The sequence below is a fragment of the Azospirillum cavernae genome, from assembly GCF_003590795.1.
Lineage (GTDB): Bacteria > Pseudomonadota > Alphaproteobacteria > Azospirillales > Azospirillaceae > Azospirillum > Azospirillum cavernae.
In genome coordinates, this window is the sequence record NZ_QYUL01000002.1 from 1,284,592 (window position 1) to 1,302,587 (window position 17,996).

The window sequence follows — 17,996 nt, forward strand, 5'->3', positions numbered from 1 at the left end:
GCGCCGTCAACGTCCCACGCCATCAATGATGATGGTCGCCGTCCTGATGGCCCGCCGCCGGATCAAGGAAGCGGTGCATGTGGACGATGTAATAGCGGGTGTGGGCGTCGTCGATGGTCTGCCCGGTCGCGCCGCGCCACGCCTTGTAAGCCTCGTCGTAGCTCGGGAAAATGCCGACGATGTGCAGCTTGGTCGGATCGACGAACTGGTCGGAATCCGGGCGCACGAGTTCGCCGCCGAAGACGAGGTGGAGGAGCTGTTTGTCGGGCATGGACGCGGTCCTTTGGCTGATGTTTTGAAAGGGCTGAGACGGTTGGGCCGTTGCGGTGGCTGACCTTTTGCTCCAGTCATAGCCGCCGCGCGGGCGCGCCATCAAGCCCGTTGACAGGAGATTCGTCCTTTGTCACCAAAAAGGCGTTGGCTTTTCCAGGAACAGCCGTAAAAAAACTCAGGTCATGCCCCAGTTGAGGGGCGGGAAAACGCAGCGAGGATCGAACGATGGCAAGTGGTCATACCGCGACTCGGGAACAACGCGCGCGTGACGTCCGGGTGTGGGACCTGCCGACCCGTCTGTTTCATTGGACGCTGGCGCTTCTGGTCGCCGTCGCGGTGGTCTCGGCGAAGATGGATGCGTTGTCGGTTCATATGTTTGTTGGGGAAACAATTCTGGCGCTGGTGCTGTTTCGGTTGGTTTGGGGAATCGTCGGCAGCCAGACCGCGCGTTTCAGCGATTTCATCAAGGGACCACGCGCCATCTTGGCCTACATCGTCCAAAGCAAGACGCCGGGCGCGGCGCCGGTCACGTTGGGGCACAATCCGCTGGGCGGTTTGATGGTGGTGGTTTTGCTGCTGGTTTTGACGGCGCAAGCGGCAAGCGGGCTGTTCACCAGCGACGACATCACCGTCGATGGCCCGCTGGTCCCGCTGGCGGCAGGCGCGACGGTCAAGGCGTTGAGCACGCTGCACCGGCTGTTGTCCGACGGAATTTTGATCCTGGTCGGGCTGCATGTGGCGGCGGTTCTGGCCTATCTGTTGGTCAAGAAAGACAATCTGATCCGCCCGATGATAACCGGACGCAAGAGCGTCGCCCATCCGGCCAGCGATCCGCGCCGGGTCTCGCCGATGCTGGCGCTGGCGATTCTTCTGGCGGCGGTCGGGGTGGTGTCGCTGGTGGTGCGCGCGGCGGGCTGAGCGTTCGGCCAGCCCCGTCCAGATTGCGGACGGGGCTGGCGCGAAGCGCCTCGGATCACTCCGAACGGTAACGCTGGTGGCAGGCCTTGCAACTGTCGGCCATCGCCGCGAAGGCCTTGCCGGTCGCGGCCTTGTCGCCGGTCGCGGCGGCGGCGGTCAGAATCTTGGCGGCGTCCTCCAGACCCTTGGCCTTGGCGATGAAGTCCGGGAAATTCGCCCAGATCACTTCCTTGGCCCCGGTCTTGCCCTTGTCGGAACCGGGGGGGAACAGGCCGGGGATTTGGGTGGCGAAGGCGCCGATTCGGGCGGCGACCGGGGCGACCGCCGCGACCTGATCCTTGCCCAGCGCGTCCTTGATCTCGCCCATCGCCTTTTTGAGATCGTCGAATCCGGCCTGACGAGCCTTGATCGGATCCTGAGCCAGAGCGACGGAGCCGGTCAGCAGAAGGGCGGCGGTGGCCGCGAGCGCGATGCGGGACAGCATGACGGGTCTTGAACCTCTCGGTTGGTGGACAGGGTGTAGGACGATACGCACGAGCGCGCTGAGCCTGTCAAGCGCGTGGCGGATCGGTAAGGCGCTGATTTTATGACGCAAACAAACGTTTCAAGCGAAGAGCGGGCAAAATGAACCCAATCTGAACGGGCTGGCCGTGCGGCGTCGCGGCAGGCTGCGGCGCCGACGCATCACCGCGCGCATTGTGGCGGAGTCAACCTTGCAACGTCGGTTGAGCGGCAGTAAGGTCCGCGTCGCGCCATTGGGCGCCGCAGCCGAACCACCCATCCCATCGCCACCACTGCCCTGAGGGGGCCTGCCGCCATGTCGATTATCGCGTCCCGCCTGTCCCGCATCAAGCCGTCGCCGACCATCGCCGTGACCAACAAAGCCCGCGAGCTGAAAGCGGCCGGTCGTGACGTCATCGGCCTGGGCGCCGGGGAGCCGGACTTCGACACCCCCGACAACATCAAGGCCGCCGCGATCAAGGCCATCGAAAGCGGCGACACCAAATACACCGCCGTGGACGGCACGCCCGCGCTGAAGAAGGCGATCTGCGCCAAATTCGCGCGTGAAAACGGCCTGACCTACACGCCCGACCAGATCACGGTCGGCGTCGGCGGCAAGCAGGTGCTGTACAACGCCCTGATGGCGACGCTGAACCCCGGCGACGAGGTCATCATCCCGGCCCCCTACTGGGTCAGCTACCCCGACATGGTCGCGCTGGCGGAAGGAACCCCGGTGTCGGTGTCCTGCCCGGCCGAGCAGGGCTTCAAGCTTCAGCCCGCCGATCTGGAAAAGGCGATCACGCCGAAGACCAAATGGCTGATCCTGAACTCGCCGTCGAACCCGTCGGGCGCCGCCTACACCCGCGCCGAGATGAAGGCGTTGACTGACGTGCTGGTCAAGCACCCGCATGTCTGGGTCATGACCGACGACATGTACGAGCATCTGCTGTATGACGGCCTGGAGTTCGTCACCCCCGCCCAGGTCGAGCCGTCGCTGTACGACCGCACCCTGACCGTCAACGGCGTGTCGAAGTCCTACGCGATGACCGGCTGGCGCATCGGCTACGCGGGCGGCCCGAAGGACCTCATCAAGGCCATCGGCGTCATCCAGAGCCAATCGACCTCCAACCCGACCTCCATCGCCCAGGCCGCCGCCGTCGAGGCGCTGAACGGTCCGCAGGACTTCATCAAGGAGCGCGCCGAGGTGTTCCGCCAGCGCCGCGATCTGGTGGTGTCGATGCTGAACCAGGCCAACGGTCTGACCTGCCCGAAGCCGGAAGGCGCCTTCTACGTCTATCCGTCCTGCGCCGGGACCATCGGCAAGACGACGCCGGACGGCAAGGTGATCGAGTCCGACGAGGATTTCGTCACCTATCTGCTGGAATCCGAAGGCGTCGCCGTCGTCCAGGGTTCGGCCTTCGGCCTCGCCCCGCACTTCCGCATCTCCTACGCGACCAGCACGGAAGCGTTGGAAGAGGCGTGCAAGCGCATCCAACGCGCTTGCGGCAACCTGCGGGCCTGACCACCCGGCGGTTTCCGTCGATCTGAGATGAAAGAAGGGCCGGAGCGTCGTCTCCGGCCCTTTTTCGTTGCGTCAGATGGGCGTCAGAGCCTGTTCAGGCCGTGCGCGTCGCGCGGACGCCGTGGCTGAGCAACTCGAACGCCGCGAAGGCCAGCATCGAGATCCCCACCATCGGGAAGAACAGGCCCGCGACCACCGCCATGCCCAGGAGGGTCTTCGGAATCTGGGCGTTGGCCGGAAGGCGCGGCGCGCTGAGCGTGCCCGCCGGGCGGCGCTTCCACCACATGACCACGCCGGATCCCGCCATCAGCACCATGGCGATGAGCGCGGCGAGCAGAACCAGTTGGTTGGCCAGACCGAAGGCTTGACCCATGTGGATGCTCACCCCCCATTCCGCCATGCGGCCAAAGACGCCAAGGTCATTCAGCCCCATGTCGAACAGCACCTTGCCGGAATATTGGTCGAGGTGGACGACGCGCTCTTGGCGGATGTCGTCGGGATAGACCGACGCGGTGAACACGCCGTCCGGCTTGGTCGGGACGCTGATCGCGTAGCCGGGCGCGACGCCCAGGCTGTCCACGGTCTTGACCACGTCGTCGAGCTTGGCCGGAACGCCTGTGGCCGTTTTGGACAGGGGAGTCGGCTGGTTTTCGATGATCCAGGGCGCGCGGTCCACCGTGTCCTTCAGCGGAATCGTGGAGACCGGGTAGCTGTCCCAATAGCCGTCCGGCATGCCCATCCCGATGGCGTAGGAAAAGCTGTAGAAATGCTTGCCCCAATATCCCGACCAGGGCAGGCCGGTCATCGCCAGGAAGACGATGAAGGCGCTGACGAAAACGCCGGTGACGGCGTGCAGGTCGCGCCAGAAGACGCGCTTGCCCGGTTCCCCGCGCACGGTGACGATTCCGCCCGCCTGTCCGCGCGGCCACCACAGATAGACGCCGGACGCGGTCATCAGCACCATCCAGCCCGCCACCCCTTCGATGAACCGTTCGGCGACCCAGCCGACATATTGCAGGCTGTGGAGCTTGCGTACGACATACATCGACGGCGACCCGGCGAAACCGCCATCCCACAGGCCGCCCAGCACTTGCCCGTTGTAGGGGTTGACGTACAGGGTGTCCTTCAGACCGTCCGCGCCGACGATCTTCACCTCCGCCGAACGGTCGGCGGCGGCGGGCGGGGCGTAGCCCTTGAGGGTTCCGGGGTGGGCCTCCAGCGCCTTCGCCACCAGTTCGGATGGGGCGAGTTGGGCGACGCTTTGCGGCGCGACGATGCGCAGATTGCGGTGCAAGCCGTCGTTGATCTCGTCCTTGAACAAATAGATGGCGCCGGTGACGGCGATCAAGACAACGAAGGGCAGGATGAGCAGCCCGGCGAAGAAGTGCCAGCGCCAGACAGCCCGGTACAGGGCGGAGCTGATCGCTCCGCTTTGCAGAGTGTGCGACATGAGAGGTCCATTCGGTCAGCAGGAAGCCAGCGCCCGATGGGATCGGGCGGCGTGTTGCGTCAGGCTGCGACCGATGGAGGGCCTTGGGAGTGGAACGGCTTGAAGTCTTTGAGGGGATGAGGTTCGGCCTGCCGCTGCGGCCCCGGCGCGCGCGGGCGCTCGACGGGCAAGACCAGCGTTTGCAAATCCGGCAGCAGAGCGGCGTATTGCCCCAGCCAGTTGCAAGGGGTGTGCAGGGAGGACGGGGCGGGCTTGTCGGATTTCTCGTCGTTCGGCGCCGGATCGCCGTTTTGCGTCACCGGCACATAAACGATCTCGCTGCCGCTGCAAATCGCGACATAGCCGACGCGGTCGGCGGCGCCGATCGAGGGGCCGAGCAGCCGCGTGAACAGGGCCAGAGTCAGCGCCAGAACAAGCGCCACCCCCCATCGTTCGTTCAGTGTGCGGCAGCGTGCCAGCATCGGCTTGCGGTCGTTCAGCGGCTTCCAGAGGAGGAATCGTTATCCGATCCGCGTCTTGCGGACAAGCGCCGCCGGACGGCTCTCGCCCGATCTTATGAAGTCTTATGAACCGTCGATGGCTCGGAAACGCCCTCTCCCGCCTTGCCCGTGGCGTGGCGGGAGAGGGGGCGTCCCGGTCAGTGGATTCTCACTTGCCGATCAGAACGTCCGACGCCTTGATGATGGCGGTGACTGTGTCGCCAACGGCCAGACCCAGATCGTCGGCGGTTTCCGTGGTGACGGTGGAGGTGATGATCGCGCCGCCGCCGACGTCGATCTTGACCTTGCTCGTGACCGGCCCCTTGTCCAGGGAAACGATGGTGCCGCCGAGTTGATTGCGCGCGCTGAGTTTCATCGATGACATCCTTGACGCAAAAGACAAAGGTGCGCCGCGATTGTGCGGCGCACCATGATACACCCTCCCACGTCATATCCAAACGGGAATAACCGCATAATCCTTGTGGACGATCATTGCGCCGCCAGCACCTCGCGACGGATCTCGACGGCGCGGTCGGCGGCGCGGCCCACCGCCTCCTGCAAGCGGTCGAATTCCCAGACATAGGTGCCGACGCCCAGCGACAGGGACCGCAGCTCGACGATCAAATCCTGCATGTCGGCTTGCGGCAGGCTGGCCTTCACCTCGTCCCAGCCGGGCCAACCGGGCCGGGCGTCAAAGCCCATCAACTGGCCGCGCCGTCCGCTGACCAGGCGTTGGATCTTCGGGGTGAATGCGCTGGGCACGGCGATGGTGACGGTCAGCAGGGGTTCCAGCAACACCGGCTCGCAGGCGGGCAGGGCTTCGGCGATGGCCTGCCGCGCCGCCGTCTTGAACGCCATGTCGGAGCTGTCCACCGGGTGGAACTGCCCGCCGGTCAGCGTCACGGCGAAATCGACCACGGGAAAGCCCAAGGGGCCGCGCGCCGCCGCGTCGCGGATGCCCGCCTCGACCGAGCCGATGTATTGGCGCGGCACCGACCCGCCGACCACGGCGTCTTCGAACTGGATGCCGGATCCGCGCGGCAGCGGGCGGATGTCGATCTGGATGTCGGCGAACTGGCCATGGCCGCCGGTTTGCCGTTTGTAGCGGGCGTGGTGGCTGGTCCCCTTGCGGATGCTTTCCTGATAGGGGATTTGCGGGGCCTGCCCCTTGACCGCGACGTTGAATTTGCCGCGCAGCCGGTCCATGGCGATGCGCAAATGGATGTCGCCCTGGCCCCACAGCACCAATTCGCCGGTGTCCGACGCCTGTTCCAGCACCAGGGAGGGATCCTCCTCCGTTAGTTTCTGAATGGCGGAGGAGAGCTTGACGTCGTCGTTGCGGTTTTCGGCGTGCAGCGCCAGCCCATAGACCGGGGCCGGGCGTTCCGGCCAATCCGCCGGGGCGCCCAGATTGCCCTTTCCGCCATTGGCGTCGGTCAGCCGGTCGCCGGTCGCCGCCTTGTCCAACCGCCCCAGCGCCACCAGATCGCCCGCCGTCGCCGTGGGAATCTTGGTTTGCTCATGGCCGAACAGGCGGAAGACGCCCGACACCCGTTCGCCGCCCAAAATCATGCCGTCGGCGACCTCGCCGCGCCACACCCGCGCCAGGCTGAGCTTTCCGGCGTGCGAGCCGATTTGGGTTTTGACGATCTGCACGGCGACCGCGCCTTGGGCGGGGGCGTCCACGCGGGCGGCGGTGACGGCGACCTCCGGCCCCTCGTGGCGCAGCGCCTTCAACAGCCGCCGCACGCCGTTGTCGTTCTCCGCCGACCCGAAAAAGACCGGAACGATCTGATCGTTCGCCAACTCCTGGGCCAGACTGTCGTACACCGCGTCACTGTCGGGGGCCATGTCCTCCAGCAGCTTTTCCAGCAGCGCGTCGTCGAAATCGGCGATGGATTCCAGCAGGGCCTGCCGCGCCTCGCTTTCGTCGGTCTTCAGCGCGTCGGGCAGGCTGACCGGGTTGGATGGTTTGTGCGGGTTGAAGCGCCACGCCCGTTCGCTGACCAGATCGACCAGCCCGGTGACGACGCCCTTCTCGCGCATCGGCACGGCGCGCAGCACCAGCTTGCGGGTGGACACCTCTTGATAGGCCGACACGACGGCGCGGACGCTCTGGTCGCCCAGCGTGTCGATTTTGTTGATGAACAGAATGTGCGGGATGCGGCGGTCGTCGAGGAATTTGAACAGCGGGGCCAGCAGAACCGCCTTGTCCGGCGCGGCTTCGGCCACCACCACCGCCAGATCGGCGGCCATCAGCGCGTTTTGGCTTTCGCAGGCCAGCTCGACCGAGCCGGGACAGTCGAGGATCGACCAGCGTTCGCCCAGATACTCGAAGGAGGCGGCGTTGACCTCCGTGCTCATTTTGCGGGCTTTGGCTTCGGGGGCGCTGTCGCCGACGCTGTTGCCGTCGCGCACGCTTCCCTTGCGGCTGATGGCGCCCGCCGCGAACAGCAAGCTTTCCAGCAGCGTCGTCTTGCCGGCGAGATAGGGGCCGACCAGCGCCGCGCAGCGCGCCGTCCGAATCGTGTTGTGGGGCATTCACACCTCCCAAGGGGCCAATGGGGCTGTTTGTGAGGCCGCCGGGTCCGATGCCAGACACCGACCGCGACAGGCGGCCCGTTCGTGTGTCGAGACGATCAAAGAAGCGAAAACATGGGGTGGGGGTGTCGGCGGCGGGGGGAGCGGCGATGGCTCCTGGGGGCCGACGGCAGGCCCACGATGAGTGTGATGCTCGCCCCGATTCGGCCCGTTGTCGATGGAAAAAGGGGGTGGCAAGACGTCACGTCGGGGGCGGATTGTGAACGGACGGTTGCGACAACGCGCCGCAAAATCATGCCGGAGCCAACCATTGCCGACAGATCTTGTCACAAATGCTTCATTTCGTTGATGTTGTCGGGCGGGCCGTCGATTGCCGCTTGAGATACCGATGTTGCTACGCTGCAATGCGGTATGACGGGGGCGAAATCAATTCGACAAAATCCTGAAACCTTCTGGTAGTACCTTTGCGGATAAGAAGCGTGTCGAATTTTCGAAAAATCGCTTCAACAACAAATCTGACCGAGTGTCGACACTTTGTGTTCCGGTCATGAGCTTTGGGGAACATACGCATGCGCACAGTGCTTCGCTTTCTTATGATTGGTTTGTTCGCCACGGGTCTTGCCGGGGCCGCCGTGGCGCAGACCGCCAAGCCGACCCAGGACGACGCCAAGGCGATCACCCTGAAGGCCGCCGATCTGATCGCCGCCAAGGGGCTGGAGCAGGCGGCGGTCGTCTTCAACGCGGACGGCGAATACAAGTTCGGCGAAATCTATGTGAACGTCATCGACTTCACCGGCACCTGGAAGGTCTATCCGCCGCGTCCGGCGGGCGTCGGTCAGACCGTCATCAACGTCAAGGATCCCGACGGGCGTTTCATCGTCCAGGACGTTCTGGCCGTGGCCAAGGACAAGGGCGAGGGCTGGGTCGAATATCGTTGGCTGAATCCGGCCACCAACAAGATCGAACCGAAAGTCACCTACGTGAAGCGGGTTCCCAACCAGGAACTCGTCGCCTACGTCGGCGTCTACAAGTAACGGCGGTTGGCGCGCGCCCGGCTGGCGACGGTTGGGCGGGCGCGGGCGGTTTGGCCTGGATTGCGGGGCCAAAATTGGTGGGGGTGGTGATGAGCGGTGGCATCTTTAAGCGCCTGACCGGGCTGTCGGTGGCGGCGCGCGTGTTCGTGGCCCCCTTGATGGGGATCGTTCTGACGGTCGGGGCCTTGGTTCTGGCCGACCGGCAGGCCGATCAGGCGGTGTCGTCGGTGGACGGCATCCACAAATCGGCGGCGGAACGACGCGGGCAGATCGACCGTCTGGTCGCCACCGCTTACGTGATCCACAGCGACGTCTCGCGCCATCTGGCGCTGTCCGGGTCGGGCATCGAAGACGCCAAGCTGCAACTGATGCGCGACGCCATCGCCAAAAACACCAAACAGGCGCGCGGCGTGATCGACGCCCTGCGGGCCATGCCGCTGACCGAGGCGGAGCGGACGATGCTGACCGACGTATCGGCCCGCGTCGACGCCTACGCCAAGGCGGTGGACGAGATGAACCAGATGGCCGCCATCGACCGCCTGATCGGCATCCCGATGATGGCCCACACCGACGACCAGTTCAAGGCGCTGACCGACCGCATCATGGCGGTGCAGGAGGCCATCGGCCAATCCACCGCTCAGGCGATCCAGGCGACGCATGACGCGGCGGACGCCAACCGCGTCCGCTTCGCGCTGGTGATGGCCGGGTTGCTGGCGGGCATGATGGTCGGCGGGCTGGTGCTGGCGCGCTCCATCACCCGGCCCTTGCAACGCCTGTCGCAGACCACCACCGATTTGGCGGCGGGCAAGTTGGACAGCGTGGTCGATGGCGTGTGGATGAAGAACGAAATCGGCGCCATGGCCCGCGCGCTGGAGGTGTTCCAGACCAACGCGCGCGAGGTCGAACGGTTGACCGCCGATCAGGCCCGGCAAAAGGCCCAGGCCGAAGAGGAAAAGCGCCGCGCCATCCACGCGCTGGCCGATCTGTTCGAGGCGCGGGTCAGCGAGGTGGTGCAGCAGGTCGGCGCGGGCGCCCATCAGGTGCGCGGCAACGCGGCGGGGATGCTCGACCGCGCGACCAGCGCCAACCGGCAGGCCGCCAACGTCGCCGCCGCCAGCCAGCAGGCGGGCATGAGCGTGCAGACCGCCGCCGCCGCGACGGAAGAAATGTCGGCCTCGATTTCCGAAATCGGCTCCCAGGTCCGCCGCTCGTTTGACATGGTGCGCGGCGCGGTGCGGGCGGTGGAGGAGACCAACGGCCATGTGCTCGGCCTGTCCGACGCGGCCAACCGGATTGGTGAAATCGTCGGCCTCATCAACGCCATCGCCGCGCAAACCAACCTGTTGGCGCTGAACGCGACCATCGAAGCGGCCCGCGCGGGCGAGGCGGGCAAGGGCTTCGCCGTCGTCGCCAGCGAGGTCAAGCATCTGGCGACCCAGACCGCCAAGGCCACCGAGGACATCGGCGCCCAGATCACCACCATGCAGCAGGTGACGGGCGCGGCGGTGTCGGCGATCAAGGGCGTGGGCGAGACGGTGGTGTCCATCGACGAGATTGTCGGCTCCATCGCCACGTCGATGGAACAGCAGGCCGCCGCCACGCAGGAAATCACCCGCAACGTGCAGGAAGCGGCCAGCGGCACGGCGGAGGTCTCGCACAACATCACCGGCGTCTCGACCAGCGCCGGGGAAACCGGCGTCGCGGCGGGCGAGGTTCTGCGCGCCGCCGAGTTGCTGGACGGTCAGGCGGTGGCCCTGAACCGCGAGGTCAAGGATTTCATCGGGCGTTTGCGCCAGGGGTGAGCCAAGAGGCGGCGTTGGTTGCGGCCAAAAGGCCGCAAGCGGGCAACTTCCGGCCTAGGTCGCCTTGAAAGCGGCGGCGGGCGCACAAGCTGTTGTCAAACCTGAATTCCCCCAACAGCAAAAAGGGTAAAACCCCCATGAAGATCGACATCGGAATCTCGAAGGACGACCGCAAGGCCATCACCGAAGGGCTGAGCCGGGTTCTGGCCGACACCTTCGCGCTCTATCTGAAGACCCATTCGTTCCATTGGAACGTGACGGGGCCGATGTTCAACACCCTGCACGTCATGTTCATGACGCAGTACACGGAGCTGTGGACCGCGCTGGACGAGGTGGCGGAGCGCATCCGCGCGTTGGGTCATCCGGCGCCGGGCAGCTTCACCCAATTCGGCGGTCTGGCCTCGATCCAGGAAGAGGCGGGCGTTCCCAAGGCCGAAGACATGATCCGCCAACTGGTGGAAGGCCACGAGGCCGCCGCCCGCACCATCCGCACCGTCTTCAAGGCGGCGGAAAAGGCCGACGATCAGCCGACGGCGGATTTGCTGACCCAGCGCCTGCAAATCCACGAAAAGACCGCCTGGATGCTGCGCAGCCTGCTGGAATAGTCGCTACCAACAAAAACGCCGCCGCCGGGGAACAGCCCTGGCGGCGGCGCTTTTTTATGCGTGGCCGGATTGCGTGGCCGCTTTATTCGTGCCCGGCGAGCCAGCGTTCGGCTTCCAGCGCGGCCATGCAGCCCATGCCCGCCGCCGTCACCGCCTGACGATAGACCTTGTCCTTGACGTCGCCCGCCGCAAACACGCCGGGAATGTCGGTCGCCGTCGAATCCGGCGCGGTGATGACGTAGCCCGACTCGTCCATCGCCACCTTGCCCTTGAACACCGCCGTCGCCGGTTCATGGCCGATGGCGACGAAGACGCCCGCGACTGGGATCACGCGGCTTTCGCCCGACTTCACGTTCTTCACGCGCACGCCGGTGACGCCGCGCGGGTTGCCCAGGCTGCCGTCGCCCTCGCCGACGATCTCCTCCACCGCGCTGTCCCACACCACCTCGATCTTCGGGTGGCGGAACAGGCGGTCCTGCATGATCCGCTCGGCCCGGAAGCTGTCGCGGCGGTGGATGATCGTCACCTTTGAGGCGTGGTTGGTCAGATACAGCGCCTCTTCCACCGCCGAATTGCCGCCGCCGATGACCGCGATCTCCTTCCCCCGGAAGAAGAAGCCGTCGCAGGTGGCGCAGGCCGACACGCCGAAGCCGCGATAAATCTCCTCGCTGGACAGCCCCAGCCAGCGGGCTTGCGCGCCAGTGGCGATGATGACGCTGTCGGCGGTGTAGGTGTCGCCGCTGTCGCCCTTGCAGACAAAGGGGCGCTGGCTGAAATCGACGTCGGTGATGAGGTCGAACACCATCTTGGTGCCGACATGCTCCGCCTGCTTCTGCATCTGCTCCATCAGCCACGGCCCCTGGATGGGGTCGGCGAAGCCGGGGTAGTTTTCCACATCGGTGGTTATCATCAACTGGCCGCCCGGCTGCATGCCCTGGACCATGAGCGGCTCCAGATTGGCGCGCGCGGCGTAGATCGCCGCCGTGTAGCCCGCCGGGCCGGCGCCGATGATGAGAACCTTGCTGTGATGGGTGCTGGGCATGGGAACCGTCTCGAAAGCAGGGAGGGGGCGTCAGAAACCAAACATATGGTCGAGGCTGAAGGCGCTGTCACCGGCAAGGCAGCCATGATAGCCGAACAGGCGGCAGGTGGTGTCGCGGATCAGCACATAGGCGTGCTCGCCCGCCGCCATCCGTTCCGCTTCCAAAAACATCTCGTGATAGCGCCAGTGCAGTGACCCGCCGCAGGCGATCGCCACCTTGCGGCGGGCGATCTCGTGGCCGTCGCGCCGGACCAGGATCAAACTGGTGTCGGACTGGGCGTGCCAGGGGGTGGAGGCCGGATAGACCAGATGGCACATGGTGTCCCACGGCGTCGTGCCCAGCCGCAGGAACAGCCGGGTGGACAGGCCGGGCGGGCGGCCATGGTAGCTTTGCGGCTCGTCGCGGTAGATCATCGCCATGTTGAACAGATGGCTGCCGAAGCTGGTCTCCGCCACATGGCCGGTCTTTTCGTCTTCGTAACGAACCAGCGCGTGCAGCCAACCGTCGGCCATCGTTCCGATATCGAAATCATACAGCAATTCGACATGGCCCCAGCCGCCGGGCAAAGCGCGGTCGCCCAGCAGGGCGGTGACGTCCAGGGCCACGCTGTCCGACCGCTTCAGATTGCCGAAGGAATGCTGGACCAGCTCCCGCCCGTCGCGGTCATAGACCACCGCCTTGACCGGCAATTCGGTCTGCGCCGTGCTCATTGGGGTGGGCAGCAGGATGGTGCGCCAGCGCTCCGGCGGCAGGATGGGAGCGGGCAGGATGTGGCCCTTGCCGATGGCCCCGCCGGTCAGCGCCGCCAGCTTGGGATCGGGCTTCAGATCCGTGCGTTCGACGTTGGCGTGGGCGATGCGGCGGCGTCCGTTGGTCGATACGACTTCGTAACGGGGCCGGACGAAATGCTTGCCCGCCTGGATTTCAAACTGAAGCGGCCACCGCGCGTCGGGGAACAAATCGCGGCTGTCGAGCGCCAGCGTGGCGAAGGGGGCGATCTCCTGCGCGACCGTGCGAATCTCGTCCGATCCCATCAGGTTCAGCCCGACGGTCCCCGCCGGAATCGGCGTCGGGTGGCTGTTCTGGATCCACAGCAACACCCGCTCATCGTCGCGCGGGGCGGGCAGACCGGCGTAGCGCTCGGCGGGCCAGGCGTTGGCGTCGTGGGTGCAGGACAGAACGCGGTCGTCGTCGCCGTAGGTGTCCAGCGCGTATTTCACCACGTCATGCCCGGCGGCGCCGATGACGTGCAGGAACAGGGTGCCGCAGAAGTCGCCCAGCCCCAGCCGGGCGCGCACCTGCTGGCTGTCGATCACCACCGTGCCGTCGGACGGCGGCATCGGCTCCGTCCATTCCGTGATCGGGCGGCCGGATTGATCGAACAGGCAGGCCCACAGCCGCGTGCCTTTGGCGCCGTAGCGCGGCCAGTAATTGGCCGACACGATGCGGGTGTGGTGGCCGCCCTCGTCGCGGAACCAGGCGAAGTTGGTCGCCCAGTTGAATTTCGACAGGTAATGCGCCGGATCGTTCAGCATGTCTTCCGGCACGCGCATCGCGTCCAGCGAGACGACGCCGACATCCTTCGGGATCAGATGGGCGATGTGCCCCTCGCAGCGCTGCGAATCGAAGGCGACGACGAAGACCGTGCGCGCCCCGCTGGTCGGCAGGTCCGTCACCGCTTGCGCCGCGTGGCCGAACACCTCGGTTCCCACCAGCTCGACATTCTGCACGAACACCCCGGCGACCGGGATCGCGGAGAGATCGTAGAATTCGGCCAGACCCGACAGCAGCCCCAGCGGGTCATAAAAGGCGACGGGACCGAAGGACGCCAGCCGCGCCATCAGAATGGCCGCCTTGGGCGCCGCCAACGGGTGGCCCACCGCCTTGAAGAAGCTGGAGCCGCCAGTGACGTTGGAAAAAGTTTCGATCCGAAGGGGCATTGCCACACACGCGAAGGGAACAAACCGGGGCGCAGTTATAGCCCGTCGCCGAAAAGGGCAACAGCGATTTGTCCGGCGGCCCGGATTCGCCCCGCGATGGATTTTTTGCGACCCGCTCGCAAGCCCTCTTGAAACCGAGCGGGTTTCGATATATCTAAGTTTTCGTTATATCGAAACTGCATCAAAGAGGGTTCCATGCTTCGGCATATGTTTCACGCCTGCGGGCGTCGTTTTTCCCGTCCCGAGTCCGACGACACTGACGAGCTTGGTCACGGCCACGGTCATGGTGGCGGGCGTGGCCGCCACGGTCATGGCGGCGGGCGGGGCGGCTTCGGTGGTCCCGGCGGTTGGGGCGGCGGTCGCGAACGCGGCGAACGCCGGGTGTTCGACCAGGGCGATCTGCGGCTGGTCCTGCTGTGGTTGATCGAGGAAAAGCCGCATTCCGGCTACGACCTCATCAAAGCCATCGAGGATCTGGTCGGCGGCGCCTACAGCCCCAGCCCCGGCGTCATCTACCCGACTTTGACCATGCTGGAAGAGCAGGGCCACATCCGGGTGGCCTCGACCGAGGGCAACAAAAAGCTCTACGCGGTGACGGAGGACGGCGCCGACGCGCTGAAGGCCAACGCCGTCACGGTGGCGGCGATCCGCGACCGCATCGCCCACGCCCGCGCCCGCCATGGCGGCGAACGCGCGCCGCAGATCGTCCGCGCGGTGGAAAACTTCAAGCTGGCCCTGCGCTTGCGCCTGTCGCGCGGCGATCTGACGCCCGAACAGACCGACGCCGTCGCCGCCGCCATCGACGCCGCCGCCCTGGCGGTCGAGCGGTCTTGAGATTTTAAGAAAGGAGAAGGCCAACCATGGCGACATCGACGACCCGCGTGGCGACCGCTCAGGCGCAACGCTATCTGACCCAACTGTGCAAGCATTGGGCGCACAAATTCGCCGTGACCCATGGCGATGGCCGGGGCGAAATTCCCTTCGGCGAGGAGCGTTTCTGCCGTTTGGCCGCCGACGCCGAAGGGCTGGACATCACCGTCGAGGCCGACGCCGACGCGCTGCCCCGGCTTCAGGAGGTGGTGATCGACCACCTCAAACGCTTCGCGTTCCGCGAGGATCTGGGCGCGCCGGTGTGGAGCCTTGCGGGGTGAAAGCGCTGCGCCCCCTCCCTAACCCTCCCCCGCTTGCGCGGGAGAGGGAACTCCGCCGCGCGCCGACAAGAAACAAGGCTCCCTCTCCCGCTGCGAAGCGGGGGAGGGATGGGGAGGGGGCAAAGGGGGCAGAGCGCCCTTCGCTCAATAGCCCTTCTGCTCGACGCCAAACAGCTTCTTGGCCCACACGCCGACGCGGTGGCGCCATTGTTCGTGCCAGATGTAGACGCTGCCCTTGACCCAGTTCATCTGAACGGCGCGGCGCTGGCCTTCAAACGGGTAATGGCCGTGCCAAGAGGTGTCGCTGCGGCGGAAGCACATCAGCGTGCCTTCTTCCGGCGGAACCTCGGCCGCGTAATCCTCCAGATCCTGGGAGCGCAGGATGCGCAGCCGCCCGCCGGTGGCTTCCCATGGCGGGTTCATGTAGATCAGCACGGTGACGATCTTGCTGGCCGAATCCGGGTGGATCTTGCCGTCGGTCGCCCGGCACATGCCGCGCGCGGTGAACATGGTCGGGTAATCCGACAGGTCAACTCCGAACTTGTCGGAAAAGGCCTTGGCCACCTCCGGCCCCCGCAGCTCGTCGATCAGCGCGTCGAAGGCCGGTCCCTGCGGGAACACGCCGAGCGGCACGGAGCCGGGCTTGTCCACCTTGGGGTAATCGCGGTGCAGCGCCTCCAGATGCTCTTTCTTCACGAATCCCGGCACGCAGAGAAAGTCATAGGGATCATGTTGCAGGGGGGTGGCGCGGAACTTGTCCAGATCAAGCATGGACATCGGCGAGGTCTCCAGACGGTGCGCGGCGGGTGAGCCGACGGTCGAGGCTATAAATCACGCAATGGGTTGGTCGGGGAAGCACAGCTCTTGGCGCGCCCGCCATTCCGGCGACACATAGTTCACGATGATCGACTTGCGCACGCCGTTGATCGGGCGCTTGGCGAAGCCGTGCCAAGTGTCGGTTCCGGGGATGAAGATCAGCCCCTCGTTGAAGGCGTAGGGCGCGCGGGCGACGATGGTCTTCGTCCCGTCCAGCACGTCGGTGCCCCAATCCTCGCAGCCCGGCCCTTTCGAGAGATAGACCAGCATCGTGTATTTCTTCACGCCGATGTCGGTGTGCGGCTCCAGCCAAAAGCCTTCGGTGTCCTGGCAATATTCGATGCGCAGGTTGGTCCCCGACAGATCGACGGCGCAGGCCGTCTGAATGGCGTCGGTGACGGCGCGGCTTTGGAAGGCTTGGGCCACCTGCTCGCACACCTCATATTTGGCGCGGTTCTCCGCCCCGAAATAGGTGCGCGACGCGTTGTTCGTCTCGCGCTTGCCGTAGGTGTCGGACACCGGCGGCGGCCCCCAGGGCAGGGCGGCGATGGCGTCGGCGCTGTCTTCGGGCAGGGCGTTGGACAACAGCCAGTGCCGATAGGGCTGGGCGGCGGACTGGCTGCCGTCCAGGCAGCGCAGGAAGCTCTGGGCGACGGCGGCGGCGGGCGAGGTCATCGGTCGATCATCCGGGAAGGAATCGGTGGCGCGGGAAAAACCCGCCGCGTTTATGGCACGCGCGCGGCGGGAGGGAAGCGGAAAACTGGTCATACCAAGCCGTGCGCCGATTGGTCGCGCATCCGCCCGACGGTTCAAAGGTCAACCAGGATGGTGGCCAGGATGGTGGCGCGTCCGATGGGCGATCAGCCGATGGCGCAGATCGGCGGCGACCCGTTCGGTGTCGTCGAGCAGCGGATGATCCCAGCGCTCCAGCGCGCCGTCGAATCGTCGGGTTATGCCGTCCTGATACAGACCGTCGTGAAAGGCGCGGAACTTGGGCGATCCGCCGTCCAGTTCAATCACGTAGGTCGGCTTCCCCGTCGAACAGGCTTCCGACGTCATCGACACGCTGTCGCAGGTGACGACCACGGCGTCGGCCAGCCCGAGATAGCCGAAATAGGGATTGTCGTCGGTTCCGTCCCACACCTCCGCCGTCAAGCCGGACAGGCGGGCGCGCAAGATCGCCTCGTTGTCGGCCCCGGTGCGGCGCGACGGCGTCACCATCAGCCCGGCTCCGTGGCTGCGGGCGAGGTTGGCGAGCTGGTCGGCGACCTGTCCCATGATGGTCGGGGTCAGCCGGTAGACGCCGTTGTCGCCGCCGATCAGCACGGCGATTCGCGGGCTGGGCAGATGGGCCAGACGCGGGGCGAATCGGGCCGCCGCGTCGGCCAGAATGGCGGGCGTCACCCGGTGCAGGGCGCCGCGCGTCACCAGCACATTGTCGCCGCGCAATTTGTCGTGGCGCGGCACCACCACCAGATCGAAATGGCGGGGCGCGATCTGCGGATCCTGAATCTGCACGGTGAAGGTCTTGCCGCCCGATTGCGCCCGCACCGCCAGCGAAGCGGCGATGCTCTGCCGTCCGGTGCCGATCAGCAGATCGGGCCAGGGCGCGCGGATCGGATCGCCCTTGGCGCTGGCGGCGAACTGGTTGCCGACCCGCAAATAGGGGCTGAGCTGGCGCCAGGGCGTGCGCAGGGCCACGCGCTTGATGACCGGGGTCAGCCCCAGCGCCTCGGCCAAGCCGACGCATTGGTTTTCCATGCCCGGTTTGCCGTCGGAAACCACCCAGCAGGTGAGGTGTTGCATCATGTCTCGGACTGTTGGAAAGGGGGAGGCGACCGTCGCCGCTGCGCGGGTGTCGGGACAGAATTGGGGTTGCGCGCTCTTGTCAGGGTTTGGGCCTTGGCGTAGACACCATCAC

The 17,996-nt window shown here is 65.9% G+C and carries 18 protein-coding genes; 7 read left to right on the forward strand and 11 right to left on the reverse strand.

Going from position 1 to position 17,996, the window contains the following annotated elements; all coding sequences use genetic code 11:
• Positions 1–22 precede the first annotated feature (22 nt).
• On the reverse strand, positions 23–271 hold the full coding sequence (locus tag D3877_RS17475) for a DUF4170 domain-containing protein (RefSeq protein ID WP_119831974.1): 249 nt from the start codon (positions 269–271) through the stop codon (positions 23–25).
• Between the two features lie 227 nt (positions 272–498).
• Here D3877_RS17475 and D3877_RS17480 point away from each other — a divergent pair, with 227 nt between their 5' ends.
• Positions 499–1,191 carry a cytochrome b/b6 domain-containing protein gene (locus tag D3877_RS17480; protein WP_119831975.1) on the forward strand — a complete coding sequence of 231 codons (693 nt, stop codon included), beginning with the start codon at positions 499–501 and terminating at the stop codon, positions 1,189–1,191.
• A gap of 55 nt (positions 1,192–1,246) precedes the next feature.
• Here the strand turns inward: D3877_RS17480 and D3877_RS17485 are convergent, their stop codons facing one another.
• On the reverse strand, positions 1,247–1,675 hold the full coding sequence (locus tag D3877_RS17485; protein ID WP_119831976.1) for a c-type cytochrome: 429 nt from the start codon (positions 1,673–1,675) through the stop codon (positions 1,247–1,249).
• Positions 1,676–2,008: 333 nt separating this feature from the next.
• Here D3877_RS17485 and D3877_RS17490 point away from each other — a divergent pair, with 333 nt between their 5' ends.
• Positions 2,009–3,214, forward strand: coding sequence for an aspartate transaminase (locus tag D3877_RS17490; protein WP_119831977.1), 1,206 nt, complete (start codon positions 2,009–2,011; stop codon positions 3,212–3,214).
• Positions 3,215–3,308: 94 nt separating this feature from the next.
• Here the strand turns inward: D3877_RS17490 and D3877_RS17495 are convergent, their stop codons facing one another.
• From D3877_RS17495 to D3877_RS17510, 4 genes are all read right to left on the reverse strand, one after another.
• Positions 3,309–4,664, reverse strand: a complete 1,356-nt coding sequence (locus D3877_RS17495) for a PepSY-associated TM helix domain-containing protein (protein ID WP_119831978.1) — start codon at positions 4,662–4,664, stop codon at positions 3,309–3,311.
• Between the two features lie 59 nt (positions 4,665–4,723).
• Entirely contained in the window at positions 4,724–5,086 is a 363-nt protein-coding gene (locus D3877_RS17500) for a hypothetical protein (RefSeq protein ID WP_119831979.1), read from the reverse strand.
• A gap of 226 nt (positions 5,087–5,312) precedes the next feature.
• Positions 5,313–5,519, reverse strand: a complete 207-nt coding sequence (locus D3877_RS17505; RefSeq protein ID WP_119831980.1) for a TOBE domain-containing protein — start codon at positions 5,517–5,519, stop codon at positions 5,313–5,315.
• 113 nt (positions 5,520–5,632) lie between these two features.
• Positions 5,633–7,684, reverse strand: coding sequence for an elongation factor G (locus D3877_RS17510; protein ID WP_119831981.1), 2,052 nt, complete (start codon positions 7,682–7,684; stop codon positions 5,633–5,635).
• A gap of 569 nt (positions 7,685–8,253) precedes the next feature.
• Between D3877_RS17510 and D3877_RS17515 the strand changes: the two genes are divergently transcribed.
• The 3 genes from D3877_RS17515 to D3877_RS17525 all read left to right on the forward strand — a co-directional run bounded on the left by D3877_RS17515 (position 8,254) and on the right by D3877_RS17525 (position 11,125).
• The gene (locus D3877_RS17515) at positions 8,254–8,718 is read left to right on the forward strand and encodes a cache domain-containing protein (protein WP_119831982.1); all 465 of its coding nucleotides are present in this window, start codon (positions 8,254–8,256) and stop codon (positions 8,716–8,718) included.
• Between the two features lie 89 nt (positions 8,719–8,807).
• A complete protein-coding gene (locus tag D3877_RS17520; protein WP_119831983.1) occupies positions 8,808–10,520 on the forward strand; it encodes a methyl-accepting chemotaxis protein in 1,713 nt (570 codons plus the stop codon).
• A gap of 137 nt (positions 10,521–10,657) precedes the next feature.
• On the forward strand, positions 10,658–11,125 hold the full coding sequence (locus D3877_RS17525; RefSeq protein ID WP_119831984.1) for a Dps family protein: 468 nt from the start codon (positions 10,658–10,660) through the stop codon (positions 11,123–11,125).
• Between the two features lie 82 nt (positions 11,126–11,207).
• Here D3877_RS17525 and trxB read toward each other — a convergent pair whose 3' ends face one another.
• Together trxB and D3877_RS17535 are read right to left on the reverse strand one after the other, a co-directional pair.
• Entirely contained in the window at positions 11,208–12,167 is a 960-nt protein-coding gene (trxB, locus tag D3877_RS17530) for a thioredoxin-disulfide reductase (RefSeq protein WP_119831985.1), read from the reverse strand.
• Positions 12,168–12,197: 30 nt separating this feature from the next.
• Complete coding sequence (locus D3877_RS17535) at positions 12,198–14,108, reverse strand: hypothetical protein (RefSeq protein ID WP_119831986.1); 1,911 nt, start codon at positions 14,106–14,108, stop codon at positions 12,198–12,200.
• Between the two features lie 195 nt (positions 14,109–14,303).
• On the opposite strand from D3877_RS17535, the gene D3877_RS17540 reads away from it, so the two are divergent.
• Both D3877_RS17540 and D3877_RS17545 read left to right on the forward strand, forming a co-directional pair.
• Complete coding sequence (locus D3877_RS17540; protein WP_119831987.1) at positions 14,304–14,942, forward strand: PadR family transcriptional regulator; 639 nt, start codon at positions 14,304–14,306, stop codon at positions 14,940–14,942.
• Between the two features lie 26 nt (positions 14,943–14,968).
• A complete protein-coding gene (locus tag D3877_RS17545; protein WP_119831988.1) occupies positions 14,969–15,259 on the forward strand; it encodes a DUF2218 domain-containing protein in 291 nt (96 codons plus the stop codon).
• Positions 15,260–15,403: 144 nt separating this feature from the next.
• On the opposite strand, the gene D3877_RS17550 is transcribed toward D3877_RS17545, so the two are convergent.
• The 3 genes from D3877_RS17550 to D3877_RS17560 form a co-directional block, all read right to left on the reverse strand.
• Positions 15,404–16,036, reverse strand: a complete 633-nt coding sequence (locus D3877_RS17550) for a 2OG-Fe(II) oxygenase (RefSeq protein WP_119831989.1) — start codon at positions 16,034–16,036, stop codon at positions 15,404–15,406.
• Positions 16,037–16,090: 54 nt separating this feature from the next.
• A complete protein-coding gene (locus D3877_RS17555) occupies positions 16,091–16,750 on the reverse strand; it encodes a 2OG-Fe(II) oxygenase (protein ID WP_119832526.1) in 660 nt (219 codons plus the stop codon).
• A 141-nt stretch (positions 16,751–16,891) separates the two neighbouring features.
• Entirely contained in the window at positions 16,892–17,884 is a 993-nt protein-coding gene (locus tag D3877_RS17560) for a mitochondrial fission ELM1 family protein (protein ID WP_119831990.1), read from the reverse strand.
• Positions 17,885–17,996 lie beyond the last annotated feature (112 nt).

What these genes read in the sequence shown, in the direction of transcription:
- D3877_RS17480 (WP_119831975.1), top strand. Translation starts at nt 499, where the DNA reads ATGGCAAGTGGTCATACCGCGACTCGGGAACAACGCGCGCGTGACGTC.
- D3877_RS17490 (WP_119831977.1), top strand. Translation starts at nt 2,009, where the DNA reads ATGTCGATTATCGCGTCCCGCCTGTCCCGCATCAAGCCGTCGCCGACC.
- D3877_RS17485 (WP_119831976.1), bottom strand. Translation starts at nt 1,675, where the DNA reads ATGCTGTCCCGCATCGCGCTCGCGGCCACCGCCGCCCTTCTGCTGACC.
- D3877_RS17550 (WP_119831989.1), bottom strand. Translation starts at nt 16,036, where the DNA reads ATGTCCATGCTTGATCTGGACAAGTTCCGCGCCACCCCCCTGCAACAT.
- D3877_RS17515 (WP_119831982.1), top strand. Translation starts at nt 8,254, where the DNA reads ATGCGCACAGTGCTTCGCTTTCTTATGATTGGTTTGTTCGCCACGGGT.
- D3877_RS17495 (WP_119831978.1), bottom strand. Translation starts at nt 4,664, where the DNA reads ATGTCGCACACTCTGCAAAGCGGAGCGATCAGCTCCGCCCTGTACCGG.
- D3877_RS17525 (WP_119831984.1), top strand. Translation starts at nt 10,658, where the DNA reads ATGAAGATCGACATCGGAATCTCGAAGGACGACCGCAAGGCCATCACC.
- D3877_RS17475 (WP_119831974.1), bottom strand. Translation starts at nt 271, where the DNA reads ATGCCCGACAAACAGCTCCTCCACCTCGTCTTCGGCGGCGAACTCGTG.
- D3877_RS17510 (WP_119831981.1), bottom strand. Translation starts at nt 7,684, where the DNA reads ATGCCCCACAACACGATTCGGACGGCGCGCTGCGCGGCGCTGGTCGGC.
- D3877_RS17520 (WP_119831983.1), top strand. Translation starts at nt 8,808, where the DNA reads ATGAGCGGTGGCATCTTTAAGCGCCTGACCGGGCTGTCGGTGGCGGCG.
- D3877_RS17535 (WP_119831986.1), bottom strand. Translation starts at nt 14,108, where the DNA reads ATGCCCCTTCGGATCGAAACTTTTTCCAACGTCACTGGCGGCTCCAGC.
- D3877_RS17555 (WP_119832526.1), bottom strand. Translation starts at nt 16,750, where the DNA reads ATGACCTCGCCCGCCGCCGCCGTCGCCCAGAGCTTCCTGCGCTGCCTG.
- D3877_RS17505 (WP_119831980.1), bottom strand. Translation starts at nt 5,519, where the DNA reads ATGAAACTCAGCGCGCGCAATCAACTCGGCGGCACCATCGTTTCCCTG.
- trxB (WP_119831985.1), bottom strand. Translation starts at nt 12,167, where the DNA reads ATGCCCAGCACCCATCACAGCAAGGTTCTCATCATCGGCGCCGGCCCG.
- D3877_RS17545 (WP_119831988.1), top strand. Translation starts at nt 14,969, where the DNA reads ATGGCGACATCGACGACCCGCGTGGCGACCGCTCAGGCGCAACGCTAT.
- D3877_RS17540 (WP_119831987.1), top strand. Translation starts at nt 14,304, where the DNA reads ATGCTTCGGCATATGTTTCACGCCTGCGGGCGTCGTTTTTCCCGTCCC.
- D3877_RS17560 (WP_119831990.1), bottom strand. Translation starts at nt 17,884, where the DNA reads ATGATGCAACACCTCACCTGCTGGGTGGTTTCCGACGGCAAACCGGGC.